Below are 22,819 nucleotides of genomic sequence, written 5' to 3' on the forward strand. Positions count from 1 at the left end.
TTTCACCAACGGGAATTTTTTCTGCCAGGGTACTTTGGGTTGCTTAGAGTGACGTCACCAGCACTGTGCCGATTTCGTCATGTAATGCGGTGTGTAGTGGCAAGACAGCGTTGGTGGACATGGTTACGCTGTCAGTATGAAAAAAATCTCGATTCTTGATTCTCACACCGGCGGTGAACCTACCCGCCTGGTGCTCGACGGCGGTCCCGATCTGGGGGGCGGCCCTTTGTCCGAACGGCTGCAGATATTGCGCTCGCAACATGACAATCTGCGTACTGCGGTGGTGTGCGAACCGCGCGGATCCGATGTGCTGGTCGGTGCGCTGCTGTGCGCGCCTCAGGATCCTGCTTGTGCTGCCGGCGTCATCTTCTTCAATAATGTCGGCTACCTGGGCATGTGCGGGCACGGCACCATCGGCTTGATTGCTTCGCTGGCGTATCTGGGGCGCATGGAGACAGGCCGTTACAAGATAGAAACCCCGGTCGGTGTGGTCGAAACCGAACTGCACGACGATGGCAGCGTGACGGTGCACAATATTCCCGCGTATCGCCTGCACAAGGATGTGGTGCTGCAGGTGCCTGGTTATGGCCGGGTGGTGGGTGACATCGCCTGGGGCGGCAATTGGTTTTTCCTGATTGGTGAGCATGGCCAGGATCTGCGGCAAGACAACATCGCCGCTTTGACCGATTTTTCCTGGGCGGTACGCGAGAATCTGGCGCTGGCCGGCATTACCGGCGCCAACCAGGCGCCCATCGACCACATCGAATTGTTTGCGCCTGCTCTGCAAGACGGCAACCACAGCCGCAATTTCGTATTGTGTCCCGGTAAAGCGTATGATCGCTCGCCATGCGGTACCGGCACCAGCGCAAAGATCGCCTGTCTGGCGGCAGACGGCAAACTGGCGGAAGGCGCAGTCTGGCGCCAGGAAAGCATCATCGGCAGCGTATTCGAAGCCTCGTATCGGCGCCAGGGTGAGCATATCTTGCCGATCATTCGCGGCAGCGCACACGTCAACGCCGAAAGCAGCTTCATTTTCAACCAGAACGATCCGTTCGCCTGGGGTATCGTTTGACCATCGATGTCCTGGTAATCGGCGCCGGCATGATTGGCGCCGCCTGCGCCGATGCGCTGGCGGCCGAGGGCTTGGCGGTAACGGTCATCGAACGCGAAGCGATCGGGAGCGGCGCCACCGCAGCAGGCATGGGGCATCTGGTGGTGATGGATGATAATCCTGCCGAACTGGCGTTGACTGCTTACTCGGTTGCCCTATGGCGGCAACTGGTCGCGCTTGATCCCAAGCTCCATGAATACAGCTGTTGCGGCACCTTATGGATCGCCGCCGACGACGAGGAACTGGCCGTCGCGCGCGAAAAGCAGCGCACCTTGAGCGAGCACGGCATAGCTTGCGAGCTGCTGGATGCCGCCTCATTGTATGCACATGAACCACAGCTGCGGCCCGGTTTGCGCGGCGGATTGCGGGTTGGCGCCGACGCCGTGGTGTATCCGCCCAAGAGCGCCGCGCTGTTGCTGGCTCGTGCGCAGAGCCGTGGCGCCAAGTTGCGCAGCGGACAGGTGAGTGCTGTCATCGAAGGCGGCGTGTTACTGGCCGATGGCAGTGCAATACATGCCGGAAAAGTGCTGGTGGCGAATGGCAGCGCGTCGCTGCAGCTGCTGCCGGAATTGCCCGTTCGCCCCAAAAAAGGTCATATCGTGATCACCGACCGCTATCCCGGAACGATCAACCATCAACTGGTCGAACTCGGCTATATCAAAAGTGCGCACGCGGCCGATGGCGATTCAGTGGCCTTCAACCTGCAGCCGCGCCCGACGGGACAGTTGTTGATTGGCTCTTCGCGTCAGTTCGATGTTACCGATAAAACTGTCGAACCGGCGATACTGGCGCGCATGCTTGCGCACGCCGCCAGTTTTGTACCGGCGCTGACCAACTTGCATGTCTTACGCTGCTGGACCGGTCTGCGCGCCGCCAGCAGTGACGGTTTGCCACTGATAGGGCCACATCCATCAAGACCGAATGTCTGGCTGGCTACCGGTCATGAAGGACTCGGTATCACCACCTCGCTGGCCACCGCGCAGCTGCTAAGCGCGCAGATCGCGGGGCGGCAGACAGAGATACCGATAACACCGTATTTGCCGGCGCGATTCGAACAATTGGGAAAACAATATGGCTGATGAGCTCGCTATCACAATTTACCTCAATGGCAGTCGCGTGACCGTGGTTGATGGCTGTAGCGTAGCGGCTGCGTTGTCGCTGGCCGCCAAAGGCGCGCCCGGCATCACCCGGCGCTCGGTCAGCGGCATGTTGCGGGCGCCTTTGTGCGGCATGGGCATTTGCCAGGAATGTCGAGTCAGCATCGATGGCAATCCCCATCGCCTGGCTTGCCAGACCGTGTGCGTTGCGGGTATGCAGATAGAAACTGCACAGATTTCAACATGATGCGCGATTTCGACATCGTAATAGTCGGCGCCGGGCCAGCGGGTCTGGCCGCTGCTCGCTGTGCTGCCCAAAGCGGTGCTGCGATAGCGCTGATTGACGACAATCCACTGGCCGGCGGTCAGATCTGGCGCGGGGGGCCGGATCGCAGCACGGACCCCCGGGCCAAAAAATTATGGACTCAATTGCAAGCGATGCCCAACGTCCAGTGGTTCATGCAAGGCCGCATAGTGGGCGTGGCCGGTCCGGCGCAACTGTTGCTGGAAACATCGCAACAGGCGTTTAAGCTGCGCTATCGCAAGCTGATACTCGCGACTGGCGCGCGCGAGCGCTTGTTGCCGTTTCCCGGCTGGACGCTAGCCGGTGTGACAGGCGCTGGCGGCTTACAGGCGCTGGTTAAAGGCGGCCACCCAGTACATGGCAAACGGATTGTCGTGGCAGGTTCCGGTCCCTTGTTGCTGGCGGTGGCGGTGACCATGCAACAGCACGGTGCGCAGGTGCTGCAAATACTGGAGCAAAGTAATTGGCGTCAGCTGGCTGGCTTTGCTCTGCAACTCACTCGTACGCCAGAAAAATTGAAGCAGGCCTGGCAATTGCGGGGGCAACTGGCGGGCATACCTTATCACGCCGACAGTTATGTAGTGCAAGCGGAGGGTGAGCAGCAGTTACGCGCAGTGCAGGCGGTGAGTGCCGGGCAGCACAAGACGATCGCCTGCGACTATCTTGCTTGTGGCTACGGTTTGTTGCCAAATACTGAATTGGCAGAGGCGATCGGTTGCCGCATCGTCGGCGGTGCGGTACAGGTGGATATGCAGCAGCAGACCAGCATTGAAAATGTGTATTGTGCCGGCGAGGGTAGCGGTGTTGGCGGTGTCGATCTGGCGCTGGCGGAGGGGCACATAGCTGGTGCTCATGCCAGTGGACTCGCTACTCCCGGCCCCTACTGGCTAGCCCAACGGCGTAGTCAGCAGGCCTTCGCCGGGCGTTTGAGCAGGGCTTTCAGATTGCGTCCTGAACTACGCAATTTGTGCCATTCCGATACCCTGGTCTGTCGTTGCGAAGATGTCGCTTATAGCGCTTTGCAGTCGCATGCCAGCTGGCGTAGTGCGAAACTGCGTACACGCTGCGGCATGGGGTCGTGCCAGGGCCGGGTCTGCGGTGGTGCCACCGATTTTCTGTTCGGCTGGAAACCGGATTCGGTGCGCTTGCCGATTTCGCCAACGCGGCTTGGCAGCCTGCTGTCCTTGCATGGCAAGAGTGCTGCGCCAGATAGCGATCCGGCAGGCTGACTTATGTCGCTCGCAGCAACAGCCGGTATGCTCGCGGTGTCATGCCGACCGTGGCCTTGAACTGACGCGTGAAAGCGCTATGGTCGTGGTAGCCGCAAGCGACGGCAATTTCGGTGATGTTGCCATGACCGGCAAGCATCGCCGAAGCTGCATCCAGGCGAGTCTTGATGATCATCTGACGTGGATTCAGGGAAAAAATCTTCTGGAAGTAACGCTCTACCTGTGACACCGATAAATCGGCGATTTGTGCGAGGTCACTGATCTGCAACTGCTGATCGTAGTGATCATGGATAAAACGCGCGGCTGCGGCGACGCGCTTATACACAGGATGGTCCTTATCCGGCATCGCCAGATCCCGCGAAATCCCCGCCATGCCGGCGATGTCGCCATGGCGGTCTCGCAGCACTATCTTATGTGTTACACACCAGCCCGGCGCACGGTCAGGGTACAGGTGCAGTTCCAGCCGATCATGGATGTCGATGCCGGTGTTTAACACCTGCATGTCCTGTTCCAGATAGTTGGCGCCGAACCTTGACGGGAAAATATCGCTGACAGTACGTCCCAGTATAGCTGCCTTGTCGGGCAGCCCGCAGCGTGTTACCAGGGTGCGATTGGCAAGCAAATATTGGGCTTGTTTGCCCTTGACGAAAAACACTACATCCGGCAATGCGTCAAACAGTGCTTCCGCAAAAAAAACGTTAGCCAGCGCTGCCGCCAGCAGGGTGCGGTCGGTCTGGGCAGTTGTGTCCGTAGGCGCGGCGAACTGTTTCATTCTGACAATGGCTCGGCTAAAGTTGCATGTATCATACACGCAGAAAAATTGCAGTGAGGCTGCTGCCGGCGTTCAGCGCCAGCAGCTTGCGCCAAGCAGCCTAATTGAGCGGAGCAGGGACCGGTTCACCGTCCTTGAAGCGATAGATCGTCACCGGAGCATTCTTGAGATTGTGTGTACTGTCAAACTCATAGTCGCCGACCACCCCTGAATATTTCAGAGCCGCCAGCACAGGACCAAATTTGGCTGGATCGGTAGAGTCGGCTTTCTTCATCGCCTCTGCAATCATCAGCATGCCGTCGTAGAAATACGGTGCGTAGGTGAGTGGCGCTTTGCCGTAGATTTTCTGGAAATCTCCCAGGAAAGTTTTTTCCGTGGTTTTGTTGCCCAACACGGTGCCGCCTTGTACGCAGTAAAGCTTGTCGTTGACCACTTCGCCACCGAGCTTTCCGGTTTCCGCATTGCAGATTGCATCTCCGCCCAGCAGATGCACGTCAAGACCCAATGCTTTCATCTGGCGTTTCATCGCAGCGGCCTGCGTGAAGTAGCCACCGTAGAAAATGCCGTCCACCTGCTTGCCTTTGATCGAGGTCAAAATGGCGCTGAATTCGCTGGCTTTATCATTGGTGAATTCGCGACTGACAATGTCGATTTTATTGGCCTTGGCGGCTTTCAGGAAAGCGTCGGCGACGCCTTGGCCGTAGGCGGTGCGGTCATCGATGACCGCGATTTTTTTCAATTTCAATTGCTTGGCCGCATATATAGCCATGTCTCCGCCCAACTGGTTATCGTTCGGATCCAATCGAAACACATGTTCGTAACCCTGTTCAGTAATACGTGGATTGGTGCCGACGGTAGCCATGACGATACCGGAATCGTTGTAAACTTTTGACGCTGGAATCGCTACGCCGGAGTTATACGGACCCAGGACCGCTTTGACTTTGCTATCCACTAATTTTTGAGCGACCGCGACGCCCGCTTTCGGATCGCCCTGATCGTCTTCTGACTGCAATTGAAACGTCACCGCTTTGCCGGCCACTGTGAACTTGCTTCTATTGAGCTGTTCGATCGCCATCTTGGCACCGCTTTCATTGTCTTTTCCGGCCTGTGCCTGCGAGCCGGTCAGCGGGCTGGTGAGGCCGATCTTGACGATCTCCTGTGCCGCCGACACGCCGCTGATTGCCAAACTGCAGGCCAGAAAAATTGCTTTGTTTGTAAAGTTCATTTTCGTTTCTCCTGAATCATTATTAATTAGGGATTAATTTGACAAAAATCGTGTGTGTCCTTACCTTGCCGGGCGTAGTTTTCAGAGCGACTACCTTGATGACGCCACGCCGTTAACAGGCCCTAGGAACCGGCGTTGCGTTTACCTGTTTTATTAACCGATCTGGAATTTGTTCAGATCAGGGCGCGTGTCGATTGCCTTTTGAATGATCGCCATAACACGCTCACGCTCTGCTCCAGCCAGTGGCTGGCGTGGAAGACGCACGAATTCATTGCCAACTCCCGCCATCGCTTCAATCAATTTCAGGTTTTGCACCAGCTTGGTTGATACGTCCAGATGCAACAGCGGTGTCATCCATTGATACAGTTTGAGCGCTTCATCGTAACGCTTCGCTTTCGTCAGCTTGTACAGTGCCACGGTCTCTTTCGGGAAGGCGACGACGACACCAGCCAATAAACCGTCAGCACCTATCGCCAGTGATTCGAAAGCCAGATCATCCACCCCCATGAACAACTGATATCGATTGCCCAAGGCATTGCGCAGATCGGTGATACGGCGAATGTTGTCAGTCGATTCCTTGATTGCCACCATCCATTTGCAATCGGCCAGTTCGATAAAATCCTGAGGAGTCAGATCGACTTTGTAGGCAACCGGGTTGTTGTAGACCATCACCGGAAGTTGTGCCGCGTTGGCGATAGTGCGCAAATTATCCTTGGCTTCGCGGGCATCGGCCACATACAACACTGACGGCATGACCATCAACCCCTGAACGCCCAGCTTGGCAGCCTGCTCGGCGAAATGCACGGCGTCTTTGGTACGTAATTCAGACACATTGGCAAGCACTGGCACGCGACCGTTAGCGACAGACAACGCGATCTTGGTCACTTCCAGTTTTTCATCCAGCGACAGGGTACTGGCTTCACCCAGCGATCCACAGGTGACCAGGCCATGCACGCCGCTATCAATCTGGAAGGCGTAATGCCGTTCCATTTCAGCGTGATCAAGTTCCTCATTTTCTTTAAATTTTGTAGTGACTGCGGGAAATACGCCTTCCCATTTTGGTAACGACATGTACGGCTCCTTTGAAAAAATCAGGCTGGTGTCACCACCAGTGTTGAAAAATAATGCTGAATAGTGAGAATAATATCTTGCAAATATATTTGCAATATATTTAAATTGGATAATCGCATCAGCACAAAGAGGAAATTAATCGCTCTGAAAAATCGACGAACATGCTATTTATGCATACCGTCAGTACTGTGCAGAATTGCGCATGAATCTTGTCTGCATCGGCATAAATACAATTACTAGACTCGAAAAAATCGTTGGCGTGAATCTAAGGATATTAATGATAATGTCACCAGACTCTGGTGCCAGCCAAGGCAGCATGTAGTGCAACCAAAATAAAGGTGGTAAAACGCAATGACCAAAACTGAAACAAGTCGCCGCATCCTGCCCGCCCCCAAATTGCGTGCAGCCGATATCGCGTATGACACTTTGGAAAACCTGATCGTGACATTACAGATCCAGCCTGGCGCACCTGTGGTTGAAGCCGATCTGATAGAAATGACCGGACACGGGCGCACCCCCTTGCGCGAAGCGTTGGTGCGGATGACCTCGAACGGCTTGATCAAACAGATGCCCAGGCGCGGTTTGATCGTCAGTGACATTGAAGCAGCCGAACATCTGACGCTGATCGAAACCCGACGTGTGCTCGATCAACTGATCGCCCAAAGCGCCGCGCGCCTGGCTACGCCGCAGCAACGCAAGGATTTGCTGGCTTGCGCAAAACGGATGGTGGCGGCGGCCAAAAAGGATGATTTGGCTGCCTACATGCAAGCGGATCAGGAGCTCGATCATGTGATTCACGCGGCCTGTCGCAATCCGTCGGCCGTGACGGCTGTGGTTCCACTGATCATCAAGTGCCGGCGCTTCTGGTATGCCTTCCAGCACGAGGGAGACATCGTCGAAGGCGCCAAATGTCATATGCTGATGGCCTCTTCGGTCGCTGAGGGCGATCCAAAGAACGCCGCAAAAGGAGCCAACGCGCTGATCGACTATTTGGAATTGTTTGCGCGCAAAGTTATAGATAATTAAACCGACGTTAACTAAGAAAGCAATATGACCATTACAGGGAAGTCGCTTATCGGTAGCAGCTATAGCACCGGCAACGGCGCTGTATTTCAGGCCTTTGATCCGACGCTGGGGCAGGAGATAGGGCCGAACTTCTATAGCGCGGACCAGTGCGACGTCGAGCATGCCTGCGATCTGGCGCACTCCGCATTCGATATCTATCGAGAAATTAACCCGGAAGCGCGTGCAGAGTTTCTGGAAATGATTGGCCAGTACCTCCTCGACATTGGCGATGAACTGATCGTTCGCGCCATGGCTGAAAGCGGTTTGCCGCGCGCGCGGCTGGAAGGTGAGCGCAGCCGCACCGTAGCTCAGCTAGGTCTGTTCGCCGCGGTGTTGCGCGAAGGCTCGTGGAACGATGCCCGTATCGATCCGGCCATACCGGAACGTCTACCGCTGCCACGCGTCGATTTACGCCTGCGAAATATTGCGATCGGTCCGGTAGCGGTGTTTGGCGCCAGTAATTTTCCTTTGGCATTTTCGGTTGCAGGCGGCGATACCGCGGCAGCGCTGGCCGCTGGTTGTCCGGTTGTGGTCAAGGCGCATCCGGCCCATCCTGGCACTTCGGAGCTAGTCGGGCGTGCGATTCAACAGGCGGTCGCTGCCAGCAAATTACCGGAAGGCGTGTTTTCGCTGCTGACCGGTATTGGCAATGCGCTCGGAACCATGCTGGTGCAAAACGCACAGATTCAGGCAGTCGGTTTTACCGGCTCGCGCCAGGGCGGCTTGGCGTTGATGAAAGTAGCAGCGGCTCGCTTGCAACCGATTCCGGTGCATGCTGAAATGAGCAGCATAAATCCGGTTTATCTGCTGCCGGCAGCGCTGGCAGCGCGGGCTGATACTATCGCCAAGGATTTTGTCGATTCGGTGACTATGGGGGCCGGTCAGTTCTGTACCAATCCGGGACTCGTGTTAGGCTTGGCCGGTGCTGATTTTGAGCGGTTTGCACAGCTGGCCGGAAAGGAATTCACACAACGCAGTGCGGCCACCATGCTGACTGCCGGCATCCATGCGGCGTATCAACGCGGTGTCGCTACGTTAGCTGCGCAAGCCGACGTCAAACAGCTGGGACAAGGTGGGGCTGCTGACGGTTATCAGGCAACGCCCGCATTGTTTGCCACTAGCGCGCGTGCCTTCATGAACACCCCGAGCTTGAGCGCAGAAGTGTTTGGCCCCGTATCCTTGATGATTGCATGCGAGAATGAAGCGGAGTTAATGCAGGTGACTGAGCATCTGGAGGGACAGTTGACCGCAACCCTGCAAATGGATGACGGTGACAAGGCGCTGGTGCGCCGTCTGTTACCCCTGCTGGAACGTAAGGTTGGCCGGATTCTGGCAAACGGTTTTCCGACCGGTGTTGAAGTTTCGCATGCGATGGTACACGGTGGTCCGTTCCCGGCCACCTCGGACAACCGCAGTACGGCGGTCGGCAGCGCAGCGATTTATCGCTTCCTCCGTCCAGTGTCGTACCAGAACCTGGCGCAGGATTTGTTGCCTGCAGCGCTACAAGATGCCAATCCGCTGCATATTTGGCAGCGCCGTGACGGACGGTTGGAGAGATAAGATTTGCGCAGCTTTATGCGCATTCATTGGGACGCCAGGTTCCCATCCAATTGTATAAGCCGCTCCCGGAATTTTGCCCGCCATCTCGGAGCCGGCCTGAAACGAATCGGGTCTTGGCACTTATCCTTAAATGCGCGAAGTAATGCCAGTAATGTAATTTTGGCATGTGAAAGAAAGAACAATGACGAGCATCGAACTACCTTTTCGGGCAACAACGGCGCAGGCTTGCCACTGGCTTGCGCAGCAAACCGCTGCGCCATGGACATTGGCGCGCATGATAGAGAACGGCTTGACACCCTATGTTTGGCTGGACTATGACGCCGACTATCCTGCGCTGTTCGGTGACGCCAACGGTGGTTACCCGGCGCCGATTTTTTTCGAAGGCGACACCCGGCGGCTTTCAGCGGGAAGCGAGGATGTGCTCATCACGATCACGAAAGACGCCTATAAGATAGTGACGCAACTCAAGCCCCCAGGTTTTCGCAGGGCTTTGCATGAGTTGCGTTTTCTGAAAAAGGATCTGGAGCGCCTGGCTAGCAAGCTCAAGCGCGAGGCCGAGCCTGAACCTGTCAACATTGAAGCGGCAAGGGAGTCACAGACTGGCATTAGCAAAGAGCAGGTGCTGATGGCATTTTCCAGCCTGGTGAAAATTGATTTGGACCAGGCCCTTTGCGATGGCGGCGGCATATTCGGCGATGAAGGCGCAAGGATCAAAGGCAGCGCTAAAAGAGCAAAAAACAAGGCTTTGTGGAATCCGGTCACGTTGGCGCTGGGATTAAACGATGTGTATCGGGTACCAATACCACATCTGAAACGCGCTTTTAATGCGCATGATTTTTTGTACGCATGGGCTGCGGAATGGCATCATTCTCTGGCGTTGCTGGGTAAATAAGGCGCCAGCGTTGCGGTCGCTCACTTACGGTTGTGCAACAGTCGGGCGGGCGCCATAGGAGTCGGCGCCACGTTGAGTTCCGAAATTCGGACATCCTGAGCGCTTCACCCGCCATTATTACCGATTCAGTTTAATGCTTCCATGTGCCGACTAGTCATCGCGAGCAGGTGTCTCGGGCGCTAACGTTCAATAATAATTCAATGAGGAAGCGGATGTTCTTTACGCCATAAAGAATATGTATCGGATACGCCAATGGCTAATCTCATGCCTTGCCCCTTGCCTGTTTTCTTTTCTGAATAATTCCGTGCACTCGATGAAAACAGCGGGCTTCTTGCGCACTTTCCCGGTGGCGTCAACGGAGCGGATATCTGAATGGATGGCAGGTTGGGATTCTATCAGCCAGATCGTATTTCCAGCTTCACCTGTCTATCGAGTTGTAATGGTTTGTAATAACGGTCAACCGGCAAGGAACTCCAGAGGTTTAAGCCCTCAGGGAATAATCCCTTTTTCCGGAGAATGTAAAATCATGAAGATCCAGACACTCCCTGTGCTCTTGTGCTCCCTGTTAGTCACCACTGTCGTTTTTGCTGACGAACTTCATAATAAAGCCATGGCTGCAACTCACGATTTGCAACAAGCTATTACTGAAATGCGCATCATCCATCAAGAACACGGCAATGAGTTCGGCGGCCACTTGGCCAGAGCCGTTTCATTGGCCGAACAAGCTGAGCAGGAACGCAACGCTGCCTTGGAGTATTACCGGGCACGCCACCCAGGCTGGCAGTAAGCTGTAGCGGTGCGGGGGCAATTACGAAACGGATCGCCCTTGCTCCGTCCATTCGCAACGACGCCATGGGCAAGCCAGGGTAGGTGGGCGAAGTGTCCTTGTTCCCATCTCTCCAGGTCTTGAGCACAGAAAAGCATCGCCTCCGGCCTGATGGCCGGCCGGAATCCTAGCAATTTTCGAAAAAAAAACAACAAGGGTGACTGCGTTTGCAAGAACTGAATGCCATCGGCAGAGCCGTGAAACTCGCAGGATTTTTGCTGCGCGTCTTGCGCCCGCCGATCGATGCTATTCGGCTATTGGCCGTGAGTCTGGGCAAATCCAACGAGAGCTTTGGCCCAGCCAGTGCTGGCGTCAAAAACGGGTTGTTTGCCATTGGCGTCCCGGTCCCCGCTGCTACCCCACACAATGCACCCGGAAGCGCCTAGGTCATACAGTTTTTGCAGGCGGATCGTCATTTCTTTTTCAGAAAATTGAATCACCGGATTCGACCCGTTGCCATCGGCGGTCGGGGTTCCGTAACCAGGGTTGATGTAGGGAATGATGGGCTTATTGGTTCCGTATCTTTTGGCCGCGTTGACGTTGTACGTCGCCGCTTTCATCCAGGCATCCAGATCGTCCCGGTTATAGTTGTACAAGACCGGGCTCAAAAAATCGACCGCTTCAGCCACTACTTTGTATTTGGCGTTCAGCCCGTCATAGCTTTCAATGCCGCTCTTCCATCCATATGTATTTTGCGGAGCCGTGGCATATACCCCCACCTTGGCCTTGGGATGCTCACCGCGATAGGAGTGCAAAATTTCAAGCACTTCGGGGATGACCGTTTGCGGATAAAAACGCTTACCAAATTCCGTATCAAATGAAACAATGCTGTCTGGCTCGGCCTGCGTCGCTTCTGCAATGGCTTTGATTTTTTCGTGATCCACCTTGCCGTTGGTCAAATAGGCAGCTTCGTAAATCACCTTGACCGGCTTGAGGCCAAACTGGACAACATAGTCTGTCAACTTGATCGAGCGATCAATTTTCCCATCCGGCGTTTGCACTTTCCAGGGCAAAAAAACGTAGATAGTGAATTTCTTTGCTGCGGCCTCTTGCGCATGAACTGATAGAGCGAGGAAGAGGGGCAGCATGAGCGCGAGAATATTCTTGTTCATACCTGTTAGTTTCATTTGGAAGTTCCTGGTTGAGACAAATGGAGGTTGTCTTAGAAAAAAATATTGATTAAGTAATCGTGAATCGGGGCGATGTTCATGTCTTTACGGAGACTGGAAAGAAGTGGCCAAAATCGGTTTTGACCGATCTGTAATAGTCAGCTGGCATGCGTCGGCGCGGGAGCGAAGTAACCCATGCGATGGGACAGCGATTGCGCTGCGCTGCGCAGGTAATCTGCCAATGCTCCATCGAGCGAACTGTCAAAGCTGCCGGAAGATCCCATCAAGGCAATCACCAGGCAAATGTTTCCGGTATGGTCGAACACCGGCGCCGCCAGGGTGTGGATGCCTGGAACCGGCTTATCGATGGCGGTATCGATGCCGCGTGCCGCGATAATTCGCAGCTGTTCATGGTATGCCTCTACCGATTTCGAGTGCCGCTGGTTGACAGTCGCAATCCATGGCTCACCCGCCATGCGTATTTCATCTTGTACCAGCAGGTTTGCCAACACCTCAGGCGGCAAGTGTGCGGCGAATACCCTGCCGATGGCGGTATTCACCAATGACAGAACCGTCCCGATGCGCAGGCTCACGTGCTGCGGCCGCGCGGATTCTTCCAGTTGTACCACGGTCGGGCCCAGCGGGCCTAGCACCGCGGTTGCCACGCTGAGCTTGGTGGCCTTCGCGATAGTCAGGATTTCCTGCGCGGCTTCCCTGGTCGGCGACAGTCTTTGCAATGCCAGCAGACCGAGTTCCAGACTCAGTACGCCCGCTGAAAAACAACCGGCCTGATCGCGGCGCAAGATGCCGGTCTTGACCAGGCTTACCAGGTGAGGGAATGCCTTGGCCGCAGGCATGCCCGCGACTTGCGCGAGGTCGCGCAGGGACAGCGGCACTCCGGCGGAGGCCAGGGCGACGAGTAATTCGCCACTGTTTTCGAGTGCCTGGATGCCGCGCTGCGGTTTGTCACTGTTCAATGTCGCCAGTTTGGCGGGGGAATTCTCTGTTGTAGATGACACAGCTAAAGTCTTTATAAAACGGCGGCGAGCTCGCCACTGATGGTTTTTGCGGTGCGCTCCAGCGCGGTAGCCACCGGGCCATCCCATTCCACATCAATCGAACCCGATGCACCTATGATCGTCAGCGCCAGGCAAAGCTGACCGTCGCGGTCGAATACCGGTGCGCACAAGCTGCTGATTCCGGGACTCGGCGTATTCATGCTGCGCTCCATTCCGCGTTGGCGTATTTCAGCCAGGTGCTTTTCAAAAGTCGCATCCAAAGCCGCCTGACCGGCCTGCCGCGCTTGATCCGGAATGTCGCTGCCGAGCTGGCTGGCCAGCATGATTTGGCGCTGTTCTGCGGACGCGAATGCACAGAACACGCGCCCGGTTGTGGTCATTTGCAGCGACATGACGGTGCCTATGTGCAAGTTCACATGCAACGGGAAGCCGGCATGTTCATAGCGCACAATGGTCGGCCCTTGGGGGCCGGGCATACAGACCGCCACGCTGTAGCCCACTGTCTGGGCCAATGCCAGGACGTGCGGCATTGCAGCGCGATATGCCGCTGTCTGTTCCAGCCGCAGTAGTCCCAGCCGCAGGGCGAGTGGACCCGGCTCGTAATCGCCGGAAACAGGATCGCGCCTCACCAGCCCTATCCGGCTGAGGCTGACCAGGTAGGTGAATGCCTGCGCAGGCGGCAGGTCGGCGGCAACACCCAGATCGGTCAGTCCAACCGGCCGCCGAGCGGCCGCGATAGCTTGCAACAGCCTTGCTCCAACCTCGACGCTCTGAATGCCCCGTTGCCGTTTTCCATCGGACTTGCTGCGCTCTTCGTCGTCAATCGGTGTTGCTGTTGCTGATGATGCCACTTTGCGCATTGATTGTTCCCGCCAGGTCAACTTCTCTAAAGCGTCATATTAAATGAAATTCCCGTCTTTCCTACCGAAAGCTGATGTCGTATTCCTCATTATTATTTGTTAATAACAAATATATTTGATATTGACAAATTAAATCACGGGGGCCTATCATCCGTTTACCGAAAAAAATCTAATACAAAACAAGGTGAGACAAGCGCCAAAGCAATCGTCTGCACAAGGTGCTGGCAGGCAAGGTCTCACCTCAACTTTCGAGGAAGAACCATGACTAAAGCTTTTGCCTCCCAGGCCGATCTGGAAGAGAAGAAAATCACCTTCACGCAGTTGTCGGAAAACGCCTGGGCGTATACCGCCGAAGGCGATCCCAACTCCGGCGTCATTATTGGCGATGACAGTGTCCTGATCGTCGATACCACCGCCACTCCCGCCATGGCGCAAGACTTGATCGCACGGATACGCGCCGTCACCGACAAGCCGATCAAGCATGTCGTCCTGTCGCACTATCATGCGGTGCGGGTGCTTGGCGCATCGGCCTATTTCAACGAAGGCGCACAGCAAATCATTGCCAGCCGCGGTACCTACGAGATGATCGTGGAACGTGGCGAGGCGGATATGAAATCGGAAATAGAACGCTTCCCACGCTTGTTTGCCGGCGTCGAAACGGTCCCGGGCCTGACTTGGCCAACGCTGGTCTTCGAGAAAGAGATCACCTTATTTCTCGGCAAGCTTGAAGTCAAAATAATGCACCTCGGCGCCGGCCATACCAAGGGCGACACCGTGGTATGGATTCCGTCCCAAAAAGTATTGTTCTCCGGCGACCTGGTCGAGTACGGTGCCGCCTGTTATTGCGGCGATGCACAATTGGAGCAATGGCCAGCCACACTCGAAGCGTTGCGGGAACTGGGACCCGAGAAGCTGGTGCCCGGCCGCGGCCCGGCCATGTTCAACGCTGCGGAAGTCCATGTCGGCCTCGACTATACCAAGGACTTCGTGACCACACTGTTGCAGCAGGGACGCGAAGCCGTTGCGCAAAACCTCGATTTGAAGGGGGCGATGGCACACGCGCGCAAGGCGATGGATCCGAAGTTCGGACAAGTGTTTATCTATGAACACTGCCTGCCATTTGACGTATCACGTGCATTCGATGAAGCCAGCGGCATCGCCCATCCTCGCATCTGGACCGCACAACGGGACCAGGAGATGTGGTCCGCGTTACAGAGCAGTAAATAAGAAAGATCTGAGTTGGAGGAGACCCGTCGCGATGAACACAGTTTATCAATCACTTAAATTTGAATTCCAGCGCTGCAGCGAACAAGATGCGCTTGTCCCCGTCAGCACGACGCATCCGGTCATCGTGGTGGGGGCGGGGCCGGTGGGACTGTCTACGGCCATTGATCTGGCGCAGCAAGGCACGCCGGTAGTGCTGGTCGATGATGATTGCACTTTGTCGACGGGCTCGCGCGCCATCTGCTTTGCCAAACGTTCGCTGGATATTTTTGACCGGCTCGGCTGCGGTGAGCGGATGGTGGAGAAGGGCGTCAGTTGGAATGTGGGCAAGATTTTTCTGAAAGATGAACTGGTCTACAGCTTCGACCTGTTGCCGGAGTCCGGTCATCATCGGCCTGCTTTCATCAACCTGCAGCAGTATTACGTGGAGGGCTTCCTGCTTGAGCGTGCGCGCCAGTTGCCGAATCTTGAGATTCGCTGGAAAAGCAAGATCATTGGCATTCAGCAAGAAAGCGAGCGCGTCACGCTTACGGTCGAGACGCCCGAAGGCAACTATGCATTGCATGGCCAGTATGTGGTTGCTGCCGACGGCGCGCGCAGTCCGGTGCGCCGCTTGATGGGGCTTGACAGCAAGGGACGAACCTTCAAGGACCGCTTTCTGATTGCCGATGTGAAAATGCAGGCCGCATTTCCGGTCGAGCGCTGGTTCTGGTTCGATCCGCCATTTCACCCGAATCAGTCGGTACTCCTCCACAGCCAGCCCGACAACGTCTGGCGGATTGATTTTCAACTCGGATGGGATGCCGATCCCGAGTTGGAAAAGACCCCGGAGAGAGTCATTCCCCGGGTCAAAGCGCTGTTGGGCAACGACACCGAATTCGAACTGCAGTGGGTCAGCGTGTACACGTTCTCGTGCCTGCGCATGGACAAATTCCGTCACGGACGAGTCCTGTTCGCCGGCGATGCGGCACATGGCGTTTCCCCCTTCGGTGCACGTGGCGCAAACAGCGGTATCCAGGACGCCGAAAACCTGGCGTGGAAACTGGCGCTGGTGCTGAAGGGCCTGGCTCCCGATGCGTTATTGGACAGCTATGCGGAGGAACGCGAATACGCCGCTGACGAAAATATCCGGAATTCGACCCGCGCGACTGACTTTATTACGCCCAAGAGCAAGGTTAGTCGTTTGTTCCGCGATGCGGTTTTGCAGCTCGCCAGCCGCCACTCCTTTGCGCGGCAGCTGGTCAACAGCGGTCGCTTATCCGTTCCGGCCGTTCTTTGCGACTCGCCGCTGAATACGCCTGATCGCGATGGCTTCAGCGGGCAGATGATGCCAGGGGCTGCCGCTGTGGATGCGCCGGTAACTGCTGATAGTCAACCGGCCTGGCTATTGTCGAAACTTGGTCAGGTGTTCACCGGCTTGTTTTTTCATAGCAGTCCGGAACTGGATACCCCTACCGTGACGACCCTGCGCGCGCTGCAGCAAGGAAAGCCCGCGCTGAAGCTGGTACTGGTGCATATCGGTGGCGGTACTGCAAGTTGTCGCAACGATTTGCCGGGCGCCATCTTTGTTTCCGATCACGAAGGCCTCGCGGCACAACGCTATGACGCGCACGACGGCAGCTTTTACCTGCTGCGGCCAGACCAGCACGTCAGCGCGCGCTGGCGGGAGATCGATGTGCCGGCAGTGCAAGCTGCATGGCGACGTGCGCTAGGGCGTTAGCGCCTGACGATCTGATTATTGGAAATTATGAGAAATAGAACTGCCCATAGGAGACAACCATGGCGTTAAATACCACCCAGAACCTGACTCGCCCAGACGATTTTTACGAGTTCCTGATCGAAATGCATCGCGATCTGGACGAGGCGCAGAGCCAGTCCGCCAATGCCCAGCTGATCTTGCTTCTGGCAAACCACATTGGCGATTTCAACTTGCTATGTGAAGCAATGACGTTGGCGCGCGAATCCGTTCTCAGACAGTAGCCAGTCATCTAATGCACCTAACGCAATTTCAACGACACGCAGATGTCGCAACTCATTGCGCTGTCCCATCACGCCGATTTGTGAGGTCGTCAGCCATTAGCCCCGAAGCGAGACAAAAATGATCAGCACGCCCGCGAATGAAAAGTCGATCGACCTGATCGATACAAGCCATGCAGACGCCGCGCTTTACCGCAAGGTTTCAATGCGCATCATCCCTTTTCTATTTATCTGTTACGTCGTGTCTTTCCTGGATCGCATCAACATCGGCTTCGCGCAGTTGCAGATGAAGCAGGATCTTGGCTTCAGCGATGCAATGTATGGTCTGGGGGCAGCGGTGTTTTATGTCGGCTATGTCCTGTGCGAGGTGCCCAGCAATCTGTTACTGGAGAAATTCGGCGCACGCAAAACTTTCGTGCGCATCATGTTGTTGTGGGGTGTTGCCTCAGTGGGGATGATGTGGGTGTCGACCCCCATCCATTTTTATGTCTTGCGTTTCTTGCTGGGTGTATTTGAGGCTGGATTTTTCCCTGGCATTGTGCTGTATCTGACGTATTGGTACCCTTCATTGCGGCGGGCATCGGTGCTGTCTGTGTTTTTCGCGGGCGTCGCGGTGGCAGGCGTCCTGGGCGGCCTGTTCTCCGGCTGGATCATGCGCGACATGGCCGGGGTACTCGGCATGCGCGGCTGGCAATGGATGTTTGTCATCGAAGGATCGCCGGCAATTCTACTGGCGTTAATCGCCTATTTCTATCTGGACGATAATCCGCATCAGGCCAGGTGGCTGGCAAGCGGAGAAAAACAGCGGCTAGCTGCAAATCTGACGCATGATCGCCAGCAAACGCAGGGCGATTCACGACACGCGTTTTCAGCGGCGCTGGCCAACCCGCGGGTTTACTTGTTCGCCTTCATTTACTTTTCCCTGACCTGTGCATCGCTGACCTTGAATTTCTGGATGCCGATCATGATTCGGGATTTTGGCGTGAGCGACGTGCTCCTGATAAGTTTGTATTCGGCAATCCCGAATGCCATTGGCGCGGTCGGCGTGATTTTGATTGCGCGCCACTCCGACCTGAAGGCTGAACGCCGCAGGCATTTCGCCCTGTGTACGATAGGCGGCGCGGCCGCGCTGTTCTTGCTTACCCTGCATCCCGGGAGTCTGATAGCGACGCTCACGATACTCTCGGCCGCCGCCGTTCTTATCTTTGCCGCCCTGCCTATTTTCTGGGCGGTGCCCACCACCTATCTGTCGGGGAATGCTGCGGCGGGCGGGATTGCGATGATAAGCAGCATCGGAATTACCAGCGGCATCGTCAGTCCGTGGGTGATAGGCCAGATAAAAACGCGCACGGGAAATATGGATATTGCACTGTACTTGCTGAGCGTATTGTTGGTCATGAGCGCCATGGCGCTCCTCATCGGCGTGCGAAAAAAGGGTAAAGCGCTTGCACATTAGGCGCTTTGGAAGCAGGCAGCCGGGGTATCTATGTGACGAACAGTCTTTTGAACGTATCTTCATCTGCGAGAGATGCCAACATAAATAACGGGCTGTCCTGGCTCAGCTGTTCAGGTCAGGCCGCCGAATCGCTGATAAAAGTAGGGCGCGGCTTGCGGCGCATTTTCGTCTTCGCGGCGCAAGGTGTCGAGCAGGTATTTCTCTGCATTGGCGTACACGGCGTTGTAGATCTGATAGCACAGGTCATAGGCAGTTGTGCCAGGCCATTGTGCGGGCAGCAGTTCCAGCGGTAGTTGCGGATCGTGTAGCTGAGCGCGGCGGAACTCGTGGATTGCCAATGTGCGGACCATGAACGCCTGTTGCGGGTCAAGTGCATTTTTCGCGCTCAGGAGTTTGGGCAGCGATGCAAAGCGCTCAATATAGTGTTCATAATCTGAAACTACCGATCCCAACTGCCAGCATTGTTCTACCAGGCCGCTGAGCGGACGTCCATCCGCCATTTCCGTTTCGGATGCGGCGCACACAAAGACGTTGCCGCGTACGCCAACGCGCTCAAGAATTTCCCCGATTACTTGCGGATCTGCGCTTGGATGTCCGAAGATTCCCGGAGCGATCATGCCGAAGCCCTCCCACAGCAACTCCTTACGCAGCCCGGCACGTTGCACTGCCGTGATTTCGTCGGAGGTCGCAAGCAATAGTGTCCATTTCCCTTGCCAGGGCCGGTTCGATGGTGCGTACACACGCTGATACGCCCGCTCGAAACGGCTAGCCGAAGACGCATTCAGTGCATACAGGCTACGTCGGCCTTCACGTGTGGCGTCTAACCATCCTTCTTCCGCGAGCCGGAACACGCTTGTGCGTACCAGTCGGTCACTGATGCCGAAAGGTGCGAGTAGTTCGATCAGGCTTCCCAGCCACACTTCGCCGCCGTGCGGCGTAATCGCATCACCGAAGAGCGTCATCACCACGGATTTGGTGCGTGGAGGATTGTGGGCCATGAATTGCTCAATCCACTTCTTGATTGTTGGGATTTTGGTTGATGGCATAGTCAGAATGGAAATGGATTTTGTGCAATGCAAAATAACACGCGCACCGGAGCACGATAAATGCTGGCTGCGCCGTCAAATCGGCAAATGATACAGGTAACGTGACATTTTTTTTGAATGCGCGCGGTGATTGCATGCATAAAATGATACGCATATTTTATGTGATACATAAAAAACTGCTTGCATAATATTTTATGTATCGTATTATGGCTGCGAGGTTTTTCAAGATTCAGCTGAAAAATAAATGATTCAAATCGAGTTTTTCGCATTTTCAAAACACCGTTTGGCGCTCCGAAGATCGGAGCCGACAAGTCCTCAAATCGTTGCATAGGAGAGTAAGGCCATGTACGCACAGTTGGTTGAAACCGGCAGCAAACACATACGTTCCTTGGATGAGATGGCGCCGCAAGAGCGCGCGTTTCAGGTCCGAGTCGATGCAGGTATCAAGATCGAGGCGAAGGACTGGATGCCGGAGGGTTACCGTAAAACCCTGATTCGTCAGGTCTCGCAGCACGCGCATTCCGAAATTGTCGGTCAACTGCCGGAAGGCAACTGGGTCACGCGCGCACCGAGCCTGAAGCGGAAATCGATTCTGTTGGCGAAGATTCAAGATGAGGCGGGTCATGGCCTGTATCTCTATAGCGCGGTGGAAACTTTGGGCGTGTCGCGCGATGAAGTGCTCGCCGACCTGCATTCAGGCAAGGCAAAGTATTCCAGCATTTTTAACTATCCGACGCTGAGCTGGGCCGACATGGGGGCAATCGGCTGGCTGGTCGATGGTTCCGCCATCATCAACCAGATCCCGCTTTGCCGTTGCTCTTATGGTCCGTATGCGCGTGCGATGGTGCGCGTGTGCAAGGAGGAATCCTTCCATGCGCGCCAGGGCTACGACATCATGCTGGCGCTGTGCAAAGGAACGCCGGAGCAGAAGCAGATGGCGCAGGATGCGCTCAACCGCTGGTGGTGGCCGGCACTCATGATGTTCGGTCCATCCGACGCGGAATCGGTCAATAGCGCGCAATCCGCCGCATGGCGCATCAAGCTGTTCTCGAACGACGAGTTGCGCCAGAAGATGGTCGACCAGTCTGTGCCGCAAGCCGAATTCCTCGGTTTGACCGTACCCGACCCGGACCTCAAGTTCAACCAAGCAACCCAGCACTACGAATTTGGCGAGATCGACTGGAGCGAATTCAACAACGTGATCAAGGGAAACGGACCTTGCAACCGCGATCGCCTGCGCACACGCGTCAAGGCCTACAACGACGGTGAATGGTTCCGCGACGCGCTGGTAGCGCACGCGGATAAACAAGAACGCCGCAAGGCACAGGCGCAGCTTGCCGCCTGAATTACCGGAGGAGAATTTCATGAGCAAAGAATGGCCCCTGTGGGAAGTATTCATTCGCAGCCAGCATGGCTTGGCGCACAAGCATGTCGGCAGCCTGCACGCGCCGGATGCAGAAATGGCAGTCAACAATGCGCGTGACGTGTACACCCGGCGCAATGAAGGCATCAGCATCTGGGTAGTGAAAGCGGCTGACATCACCGCCAGCAGCCCTGGCGACAAGGCGGCGTTGTTCGAGCCGTCCAACAGCAAGGTATATCGCCACCCGACCTTCTTTCCGATGCCGGAAGAAGTCAAAAACCTGTAAGCCGGCGCGGAGATTGAAAAATGGCAGATCCTAAATTCGAGTACCTGTTGCGTCTCGCGGACAATGCGCTGGTATTGAGTCAGCGCCTGTCGGAATTGTGCGGCAAAGGCCCGGCGCTGGAAGAAGACATGGCAGTGACCAACGTCGCGCTCGACCTGATCGGGCAAGCCCGTTTCTGGTTCACCTATGCCGGCGAGATCGAGGGCGCCGGCCGCGACGAAGACCGGTTGGCGTTCCTGCGTGACGCCCACGATTTCCATAACCTGTTGCTGGTCGAGCAGCCCAACGGCAGCTATGCCGATACCCTGGCGCGGCAGTTCTACTTCGATTCCTGGCATTACGTGCTGCTGGAACAGCTGCTTGCATCGTCCGACGAACGTATCGCGGCGATTGCCGAAAAATCGCTGAAGGAAGTGTGCTATCACGTGCGTCGCAGCGGGGATTTGATCGTGCGCTTGGGTGACGGCACCGATCGGAGTCGCAGCATGATGCAGAACGCGGTGAATGACCTGTGGATGTTCACTGATGAAATGTTCCAGGCGGACGCGGTCGATCATGCCATGGCGCTGCAGGGTGTCGCGCCGGATCTTGCCGGCTTGCGTGCTCCCTGGATAGCGCATGTGACCGGGATTTTTCAAGAAGCGACGCTGGATCTGCCGCCGCTGAACGCGTGGATGCAAAAAGGCGGCAAGCAGGGCGTGCATACCGAGAATCTCGGTTACCTGCTGGCTGAAATGCAATTCCTGCCACGCGCCTATCCGGGAGCCGTTTGGTAAATATCATGAGCGCAAATACCGAGCAAATCTGGGACTGGCTGGCGCAAGTCCCCGATCCAGAAATACCGGTGATTTCGGTGGTTGACCTGGGAATCGTGCGCGACGTCGCGTGGGAAGACGGTGCATGCATCGTCACCATCACGCCGACCTACAGCGGCTGTCCGGCCATGCTGGTGATTGCCGAATCGATAGAAGAAGCGCTCAAGAAGCGCGGTATCGCGCGTTTCAAGATGAAGACGCAGCTGTCGCCGGCCTGGACTACCGACTGGATGTCGGCAGCCGGCAAGCTCAAGCTGAAGGGATATGGCATTGCGCCGCCGGCACAACAGGTGATCGATATCAGCCGCATCACCAGCCGTCTTGCGCGCAAGAGAGCTGACGATTTGAAGGTGGCCTGTCCGCACTGCGGTTCGACCAACACACGCTGCAGCAGCCAGTTCGGCTCTACACCGTGCAAGGCGCTATACCGCTGCGACGACTGCCTGGAGCCATTCGATTATTTTAAATGCCACTAGTTATTAGTCAAACAGCTCCGTGCACGTTGCGCAGGG

At 55.9% G+C, this 22,819-nt stretch carries 23 protein-coding genes; 16 read left to right on the top strand and 7 right to left on the bottom strand.

What is annotated here, in order from left to right; genetic code table 11:
• Positions 1-136: 136 nt before the first annotated feature.
• The 4 genes from BLV81_RS07495 to BLV81_RS07510 are packed head-to-tail and all read left to right on the top strand — an operon-like array spanning position 137 to position 3,741.
• A complete protein-coding gene (locus BLV81_RS07495) occupies positions 137-1,072 on the top strand; it encodes a 4-hydroxyproline epimerase (protein WP_092354011.1) in 936 nt (311 codons plus the stop codon).
• Positions 1,069-2,190, top strand: a complete 1,122-nt coding sequence (locus BLV81_RS07500) for an NAD(P)/FAD-dependent oxidoreductase (protein ID WP_092354013.1) — start codon at positions 1,069-1,071, stop codon at positions 2,188-2,190. Before BLV81_RS07495 ends, BLV81_RS07500 begins: the two co-directional genes overlap by 4 nt.
• Entirely contained in the window at positions 2,183-2,455 is a 273-nt protein-coding gene (locus BLV81_RS07505) for a 2Fe-2S iron-sulfur cluster-binding protein (protein ID WP_092354015.1), read from the top strand. The genes BLV81_RS07500 and BLV81_RS07505 overlap by 8 nt, the downstream gene beginning before the upstream one ends.
• Entirely contained in the window at positions 2,455-3,741 is a 1,287-nt protein-coding gene (locus BLV81_RS07510; protein ID WP_369823840.1) for an FAD-dependent oxidoreductase, read from the top strand. The genes BLV81_RS07505 and BLV81_RS07510 overlap by 1 nt, the downstream gene beginning before the upstream one ends.
• A gap of 1 nt (position 3,742) precedes the next feature.
• Here BLV81_RS07510 and BLV81_RS07515 read toward each other — a convergent pair whose 3' ends face one another.
• From BLV81_RS07515 to BLV81_RS07525, 3 genes are all read right to left on the bottom strand, one after another.
• Positions 3,743-4,513, bottom strand: coding sequence for an AraC family transcriptional regulator (locus BLV81_RS07515; RefSeq protein ID WP_092354019.1), 771 nt, complete (start codon positions 4,511-4,513; stop codon positions 3,743-3,745).
• Positions 4,514-4,613: 100 nt separating this feature from the next.
• Positions 4,614-5,738, bottom strand: coding sequence for a branched-chain amino acid ABC transporter substrate-binding protein (locus BLV81_RS07520; protein ID WP_092354021.1), 1,125 nt, complete (start codon positions 5,736-5,738; stop codon positions 4,614-4,616).
• Positions 5,739-5,891: 153 nt separating this feature from the next.
• Positions 5,892-6,809 carry a dihydrodipicolinate synthase family protein gene (locus tag BLV81_RS07525; protein ID WP_092354023.1) on the bottom strand — a complete coding sequence of 306 codons (918 nt, stop codon included), beginning with the start codon at positions 6,807-6,809 and terminating at the stop codon, positions 5,892-5,894.
• Positions 6,810-7,160: 351 nt separating this feature from the next.
• On the opposite strand from BLV81_RS07525, the gene BLV81_RS07530 reads away from it, so the two are divergent.
• From BLV81_RS07530 to BLV81_RS07545, 4 genes are all read left to right on the top strand, one after another.
• On the top strand, positions 7,161-7,835 hold the full coding sequence (locus BLV81_RS07530; protein WP_092354025.1) for a GntR family transcriptional regulator: 675 nt from the start codon (positions 7,161-7,163) through the stop codon (positions 7,833-7,835).
• A gap of 24 nt (positions 7,836-7,859) precedes the next feature.
• Positions 7,860-9,434: an aldehyde dehydrogenase (NADP(+)) gene (locus tag BLV81_RS07535; RefSeq protein WP_092354027.1), complete on the top strand. Its 1,575-nt coding sequence runs from the start codon at positions 7,860-7,862 to the stop codon at positions 9,432-9,434.
• Between the two features lie 181 nt (positions 9,435-9,615).
• On the top strand, positions 9,616-10,326 hold the full coding sequence (locus BLV81_RS07540; protein WP_092354029.1) for a hypothetical protein: 711 nt from the start codon (positions 9,616-9,618) through the stop codon (positions 10,324-10,326).
• Positions 10,327-10,852: 526 nt separating this feature from the next.
• Positions 10,853-11,113 (top strand): hypothetical protein, encoded by a 261-nt coding sequence (locus tag BLV81_RS07545; protein WP_092354031.1) that lies wholly within the window; start codon positions 10,853-10,855, stop codon positions 11,111-11,113.
• A gap of 293 nt (positions 11,114-11,406) precedes the next feature.
• Here the strand turns inward: BLV81_RS07545 and BLV81_RS07550 are convergent, their stop codons facing one another.
• The 3 genes from BLV81_RS07550 to BLV81_RS07560 form a co-directional block, all read right to left on the bottom strand.
• On the bottom strand, positions 11,407-12,279 hold the full coding sequence (locus BLV81_RS07550) for a hypothetical protein (protein ID WP_143036313.1): 873 nt from the start codon (positions 12,277-12,279) through the stop codon (positions 11,407-11,409).
• Positions 12,280-12,419: 140 nt separating this feature from the next.
• Positions 12,420-13,280: an IclR family transcriptional regulator gene (locus tag BLV81_RS07555; RefSeq protein WP_176992793.1), complete on the bottom strand. Its 861-nt coding sequence runs from the start codon at positions 13,278-13,280 to the stop codon at positions 12,420-12,422.
• An 11-nt stretch (positions 13,281-13,291) separates the two neighbouring features.
• Positions 13,292-14,140, bottom strand: a complete 849-nt coding sequence (locus BLV81_RS07560; RefSeq protein WP_092354037.1) for an IclR family transcriptional regulator — start codon at positions 14,138-14,140, stop codon at positions 13,292-13,294.
• 261 nt (positions 14,141-14,401) lie between these two features.
• On the opposite strand from BLV81_RS07560, the gene BLV81_RS07565 reads away from it, so the two are divergent.
• The 4 genes from BLV81_RS07565 to BLV81_RS07580 all read left to right on the top strand — a co-directional run bounded on the left by BLV81_RS07565 (position 14,402) and on the right by BLV81_RS07580 (position 18,797).
• The gene (locus tag BLV81_RS07565; RefSeq protein WP_092354039.1) at positions 14,402-15,367 is read left to right on the top strand and encodes an MBL fold metallo-hydrolase; all 966 of its coding nucleotides are present in this window, start codon (positions 14,402-14,404) and stop codon (positions 15,365-15,367) included.
• Positions 15,368-15,398: 31 nt separating this feature from the next.
• On the top strand, positions 15,399-17,084 hold the full coding sequence (locus tag BLV81_RS07570; protein ID WP_092354041.1) for an FAD-dependent oxidoreductase: 1,686 nt from the start codon (positions 15,399-15,401) through the stop codon (positions 17,082-17,084).
• 59 nt (positions 17,085-17,143) lie between these two features.
• On the top strand, positions 17,144-17,344 hold the full coding sequence (locus tag BLV81_RS07575; RefSeq protein WP_092354043.1) for a DUF2783 domain-containing protein: 201 nt from the start codon (positions 17,144-17,146) through the stop codon (positions 17,342-17,344).
• Positions 17,345-17,462: 118 nt separating this feature from the next.
• Positions 17,463-18,797 (top strand): MFS transporter, encoded by a 1,335-nt coding sequence (locus tag BLV81_RS07580; RefSeq protein ID WP_092354045.1) that lies wholly within the window; start codon positions 17,463-17,465, stop codon positions 18,795-18,797.
• Positions 18,798-18,907: 110 nt separating this feature from the next.
• On the opposite strand, the gene paaX is transcribed toward BLV81_RS07580, so the two are convergent.
• Positions 18,908-19,795 (bottom strand): phenylacetic acid degradation operon negative regulatory protein PaaX, encoded by an 888-nt coding sequence (gene paaX, locus BLV81_RS07585; RefSeq protein WP_092354047.1) that lies wholly within the window; start codon positions 19,793-19,795, stop codon positions 18,908-18,910.
• A gap of 391 nt (positions 19,796-20,186) precedes the next feature.
• Here paaX and paaA point away from each other — a divergent pair, with 391 nt between their 5' ends.
• The 4 genes from paaA to paaD are packed head-to-tail and all read left to right on the top strand — an operon-like array spanning position 20,187 to position 22,783.
• Positions 20,187-21,188 carry a 1,2-phenylacetyl-CoA epoxidase subunit PaaA gene (paaA, locus tag BLV81_RS07595; RefSeq protein WP_092354051.1) on the top strand — a complete coding sequence of 334 codons (1,002 nt, stop codon included), beginning with the start codon at positions 20,187-20,189 and terminating at the stop codon, positions 21,186-21,188.
• Positions 21,189-21,207: 19 nt separating this feature from the next.
• The gene (paaB, locus tag BLV81_RS07600) at positions 21,208-21,492 is read left to right on the top strand and encodes a 1,2-phenylacetyl-CoA epoxidase subunit PaaB (protein WP_092354053.1); all 285 of its coding nucleotides are present in this window, start codon (positions 21,208-21,210) and stop codon (positions 21,490-21,492) included.
• Between the two features lie 20 nt (positions 21,493-21,512).
• On the top strand, positions 21,513-22,268 hold the full coding sequence (paaC, locus tag BLV81_RS07605) for a 1,2-phenylacetyl-CoA epoxidase subunit PaaC (protein WP_092354055.1): 756 nt from the start codon (positions 21,513-21,515) through the stop codon (positions 22,266-22,268).
• Between the two features lie 5 nt (positions 22,269-22,273).
• Positions 22,274-22,783, top strand: coding sequence for a 1,2-phenylacetyl-CoA epoxidase subunit PaaD (gene paaD / locus BLV81_RS07610; RefSeq protein WP_092354057.1), 510 nt, complete (start codon positions 22,274-22,276; stop codon positions 22,781-22,783).
• The last annotated feature ends 36 nt before the right edge of the window (positions 22,784-22,819 follow it).

It is taken from the genome of Collimonas sp. OK242 (genome assembly GCF_900107095.1).
GTDB lineage: Bacteria > Pseudomonadota > Gammaproteobacteria > Burkholderiales > Burkholderiaceae_D > Collimonas.

Excerpts from the sequence above, each read along its gene's own strand:
- BLV81_RS07530 (WP_092354025.1), top strand. The coding sequence starts at position 7,161 with ATGACCAAAACTGAAACAAGTCGCCGCATCCTGCCCGCCCCCAAATTG.
- BLV81_RS07540 (WP_092354029.1), top strand. The coding sequence starts at position 9,616 with ATGACGAGCATCGAACTACCTTTTCGGGCAACAACGGCGCAGGCTTGC.
- BLV81_RS07525 (WP_092354023.1), bottom strand. The coding sequence starts at position 6,809 with ATGTCGTTACCAAAATGGGAAGGCGTATTTCCCGCAGTCACTACAAAA.
- BLV81_RS07505 (WP_092354015.1), top strand. The coding sequence starts at position 2,183 with ATGGCTGATGAGCTCGCTATCACAATTTACCTCAATGGCAGTCGCGTG.
- paaD (WP_092354057.1), top strand. The coding sequence starts at position 22,274 with ATGAGCGCAAATACCGAGCAAATCTGGGACTGGCTGGCGCAAGTCCCC.
- BLV81_RS07510 (WP_369823840.1), top strand. The coding sequence starts at position 2,455 with ATGCGCGATTTCGACATCGTAATAGTCGGCGCCGGGCCAGCGGGTCTG.
- paaA (WP_092354051.1), top strand. The coding sequence starts at position 20,187 with ATGTACGCACAGTTGGTTGAAACCGGCAGCAAACACATACGTTCCTTG.
- paaB (WP_092354053.1), top strand. The coding sequence starts at position 21,208 with ATGAGCAAAGAATGGCCCCTGTGGGAAGTATTCATTCGCAGCCAGCAT.
- BLV81_RS07580 (WP_092354045.1), top strand. The coding sequence starts at position 17,463 with ATGATCAGCACGCCCGCGAATGAAAAGTCGATCGACCTGATCGATACA.
- BLV81_RS07560 (WP_092354037.1), bottom strand. The coding sequence starts at position 14,140 with ATGCGCAAAGTGGCATCATCAGCAACAGCAACACCGATTGACGACGAA.
- BLV81_RS07520 (WP_092354021.1), bottom strand. The coding sequence starts at position 5,738 with ATGAACTTTACAAACAAAGCAATTTTTCTGGCCTGCAGTTTGGCAATC.
- BLV81_RS07545 (WP_092354031.1), top strand. The coding sequence starts at position 10,853 with ATGAAGATCCAGACACTCCCTGTGCTCTTGTGCTCCCTGTTAGTCACC.
- BLV81_RS07515 (WP_092354019.1), bottom strand. The coding sequence starts at position 4,513 with ATGAAACAGTTCGCCGCGCCTACGGACACAACTGCCCAGACCGACCGC.
- BLV81_RS07565 (WP_092354039.1), top strand. The coding sequence starts at position 14,402 with ATGACTAAAGCTTTTGCCTCCCAGGCCGATCTGGAAGAGAAGAAAATC.
- BLV81_RS07575 (WP_092354043.1), top strand. The coding sequence starts at position 17,144 with ATGGCGTTAAATACCACCCAGAACCTGACTCGCCCAGACGATTTTTAC.
- BLV81_RS07495 (WP_092354011.1), top strand. The coding sequence starts at position 137 with ATGAAAAAAATCTCGATTCTTGATTCTCACACCGGCGGTGAACCTACC.
- paaX (WP_092354047.1), bottom strand. The coding sequence starts at position 19,795 with ATGGCCCACAATCCTCCACGCACCAAATCCGTGGTGATGACGCTCTTC.
- BLV81_RS07550 (WP_143036313.1), bottom strand. The coding sequence starts at position 12,279 with ATGAAACTAACAGGTATGAACAAGAATATTCTCGCGCTCATGCTGCCC.
- paaC (WP_092354055.1), top strand. The coding sequence starts at position 21,513 with ATGGCAGATCCTAAATTCGAGTACCTGTTGCGTCTCGCGGACAATGCG.
- BLV81_RS07570 (WP_092354041.1), top strand. The coding sequence starts at position 15,399 with ATGAACACAGTTTATCAATCACTTAAATTTGAATTCCAGCGCTGCAGC.
- BLV81_RS07535 (WP_092354027.1), top strand. The coding sequence starts at position 7,860 with ATGACCATTACAGGGAAGTCGCTTATCGGTAGCAGCTATAGCACCGGC.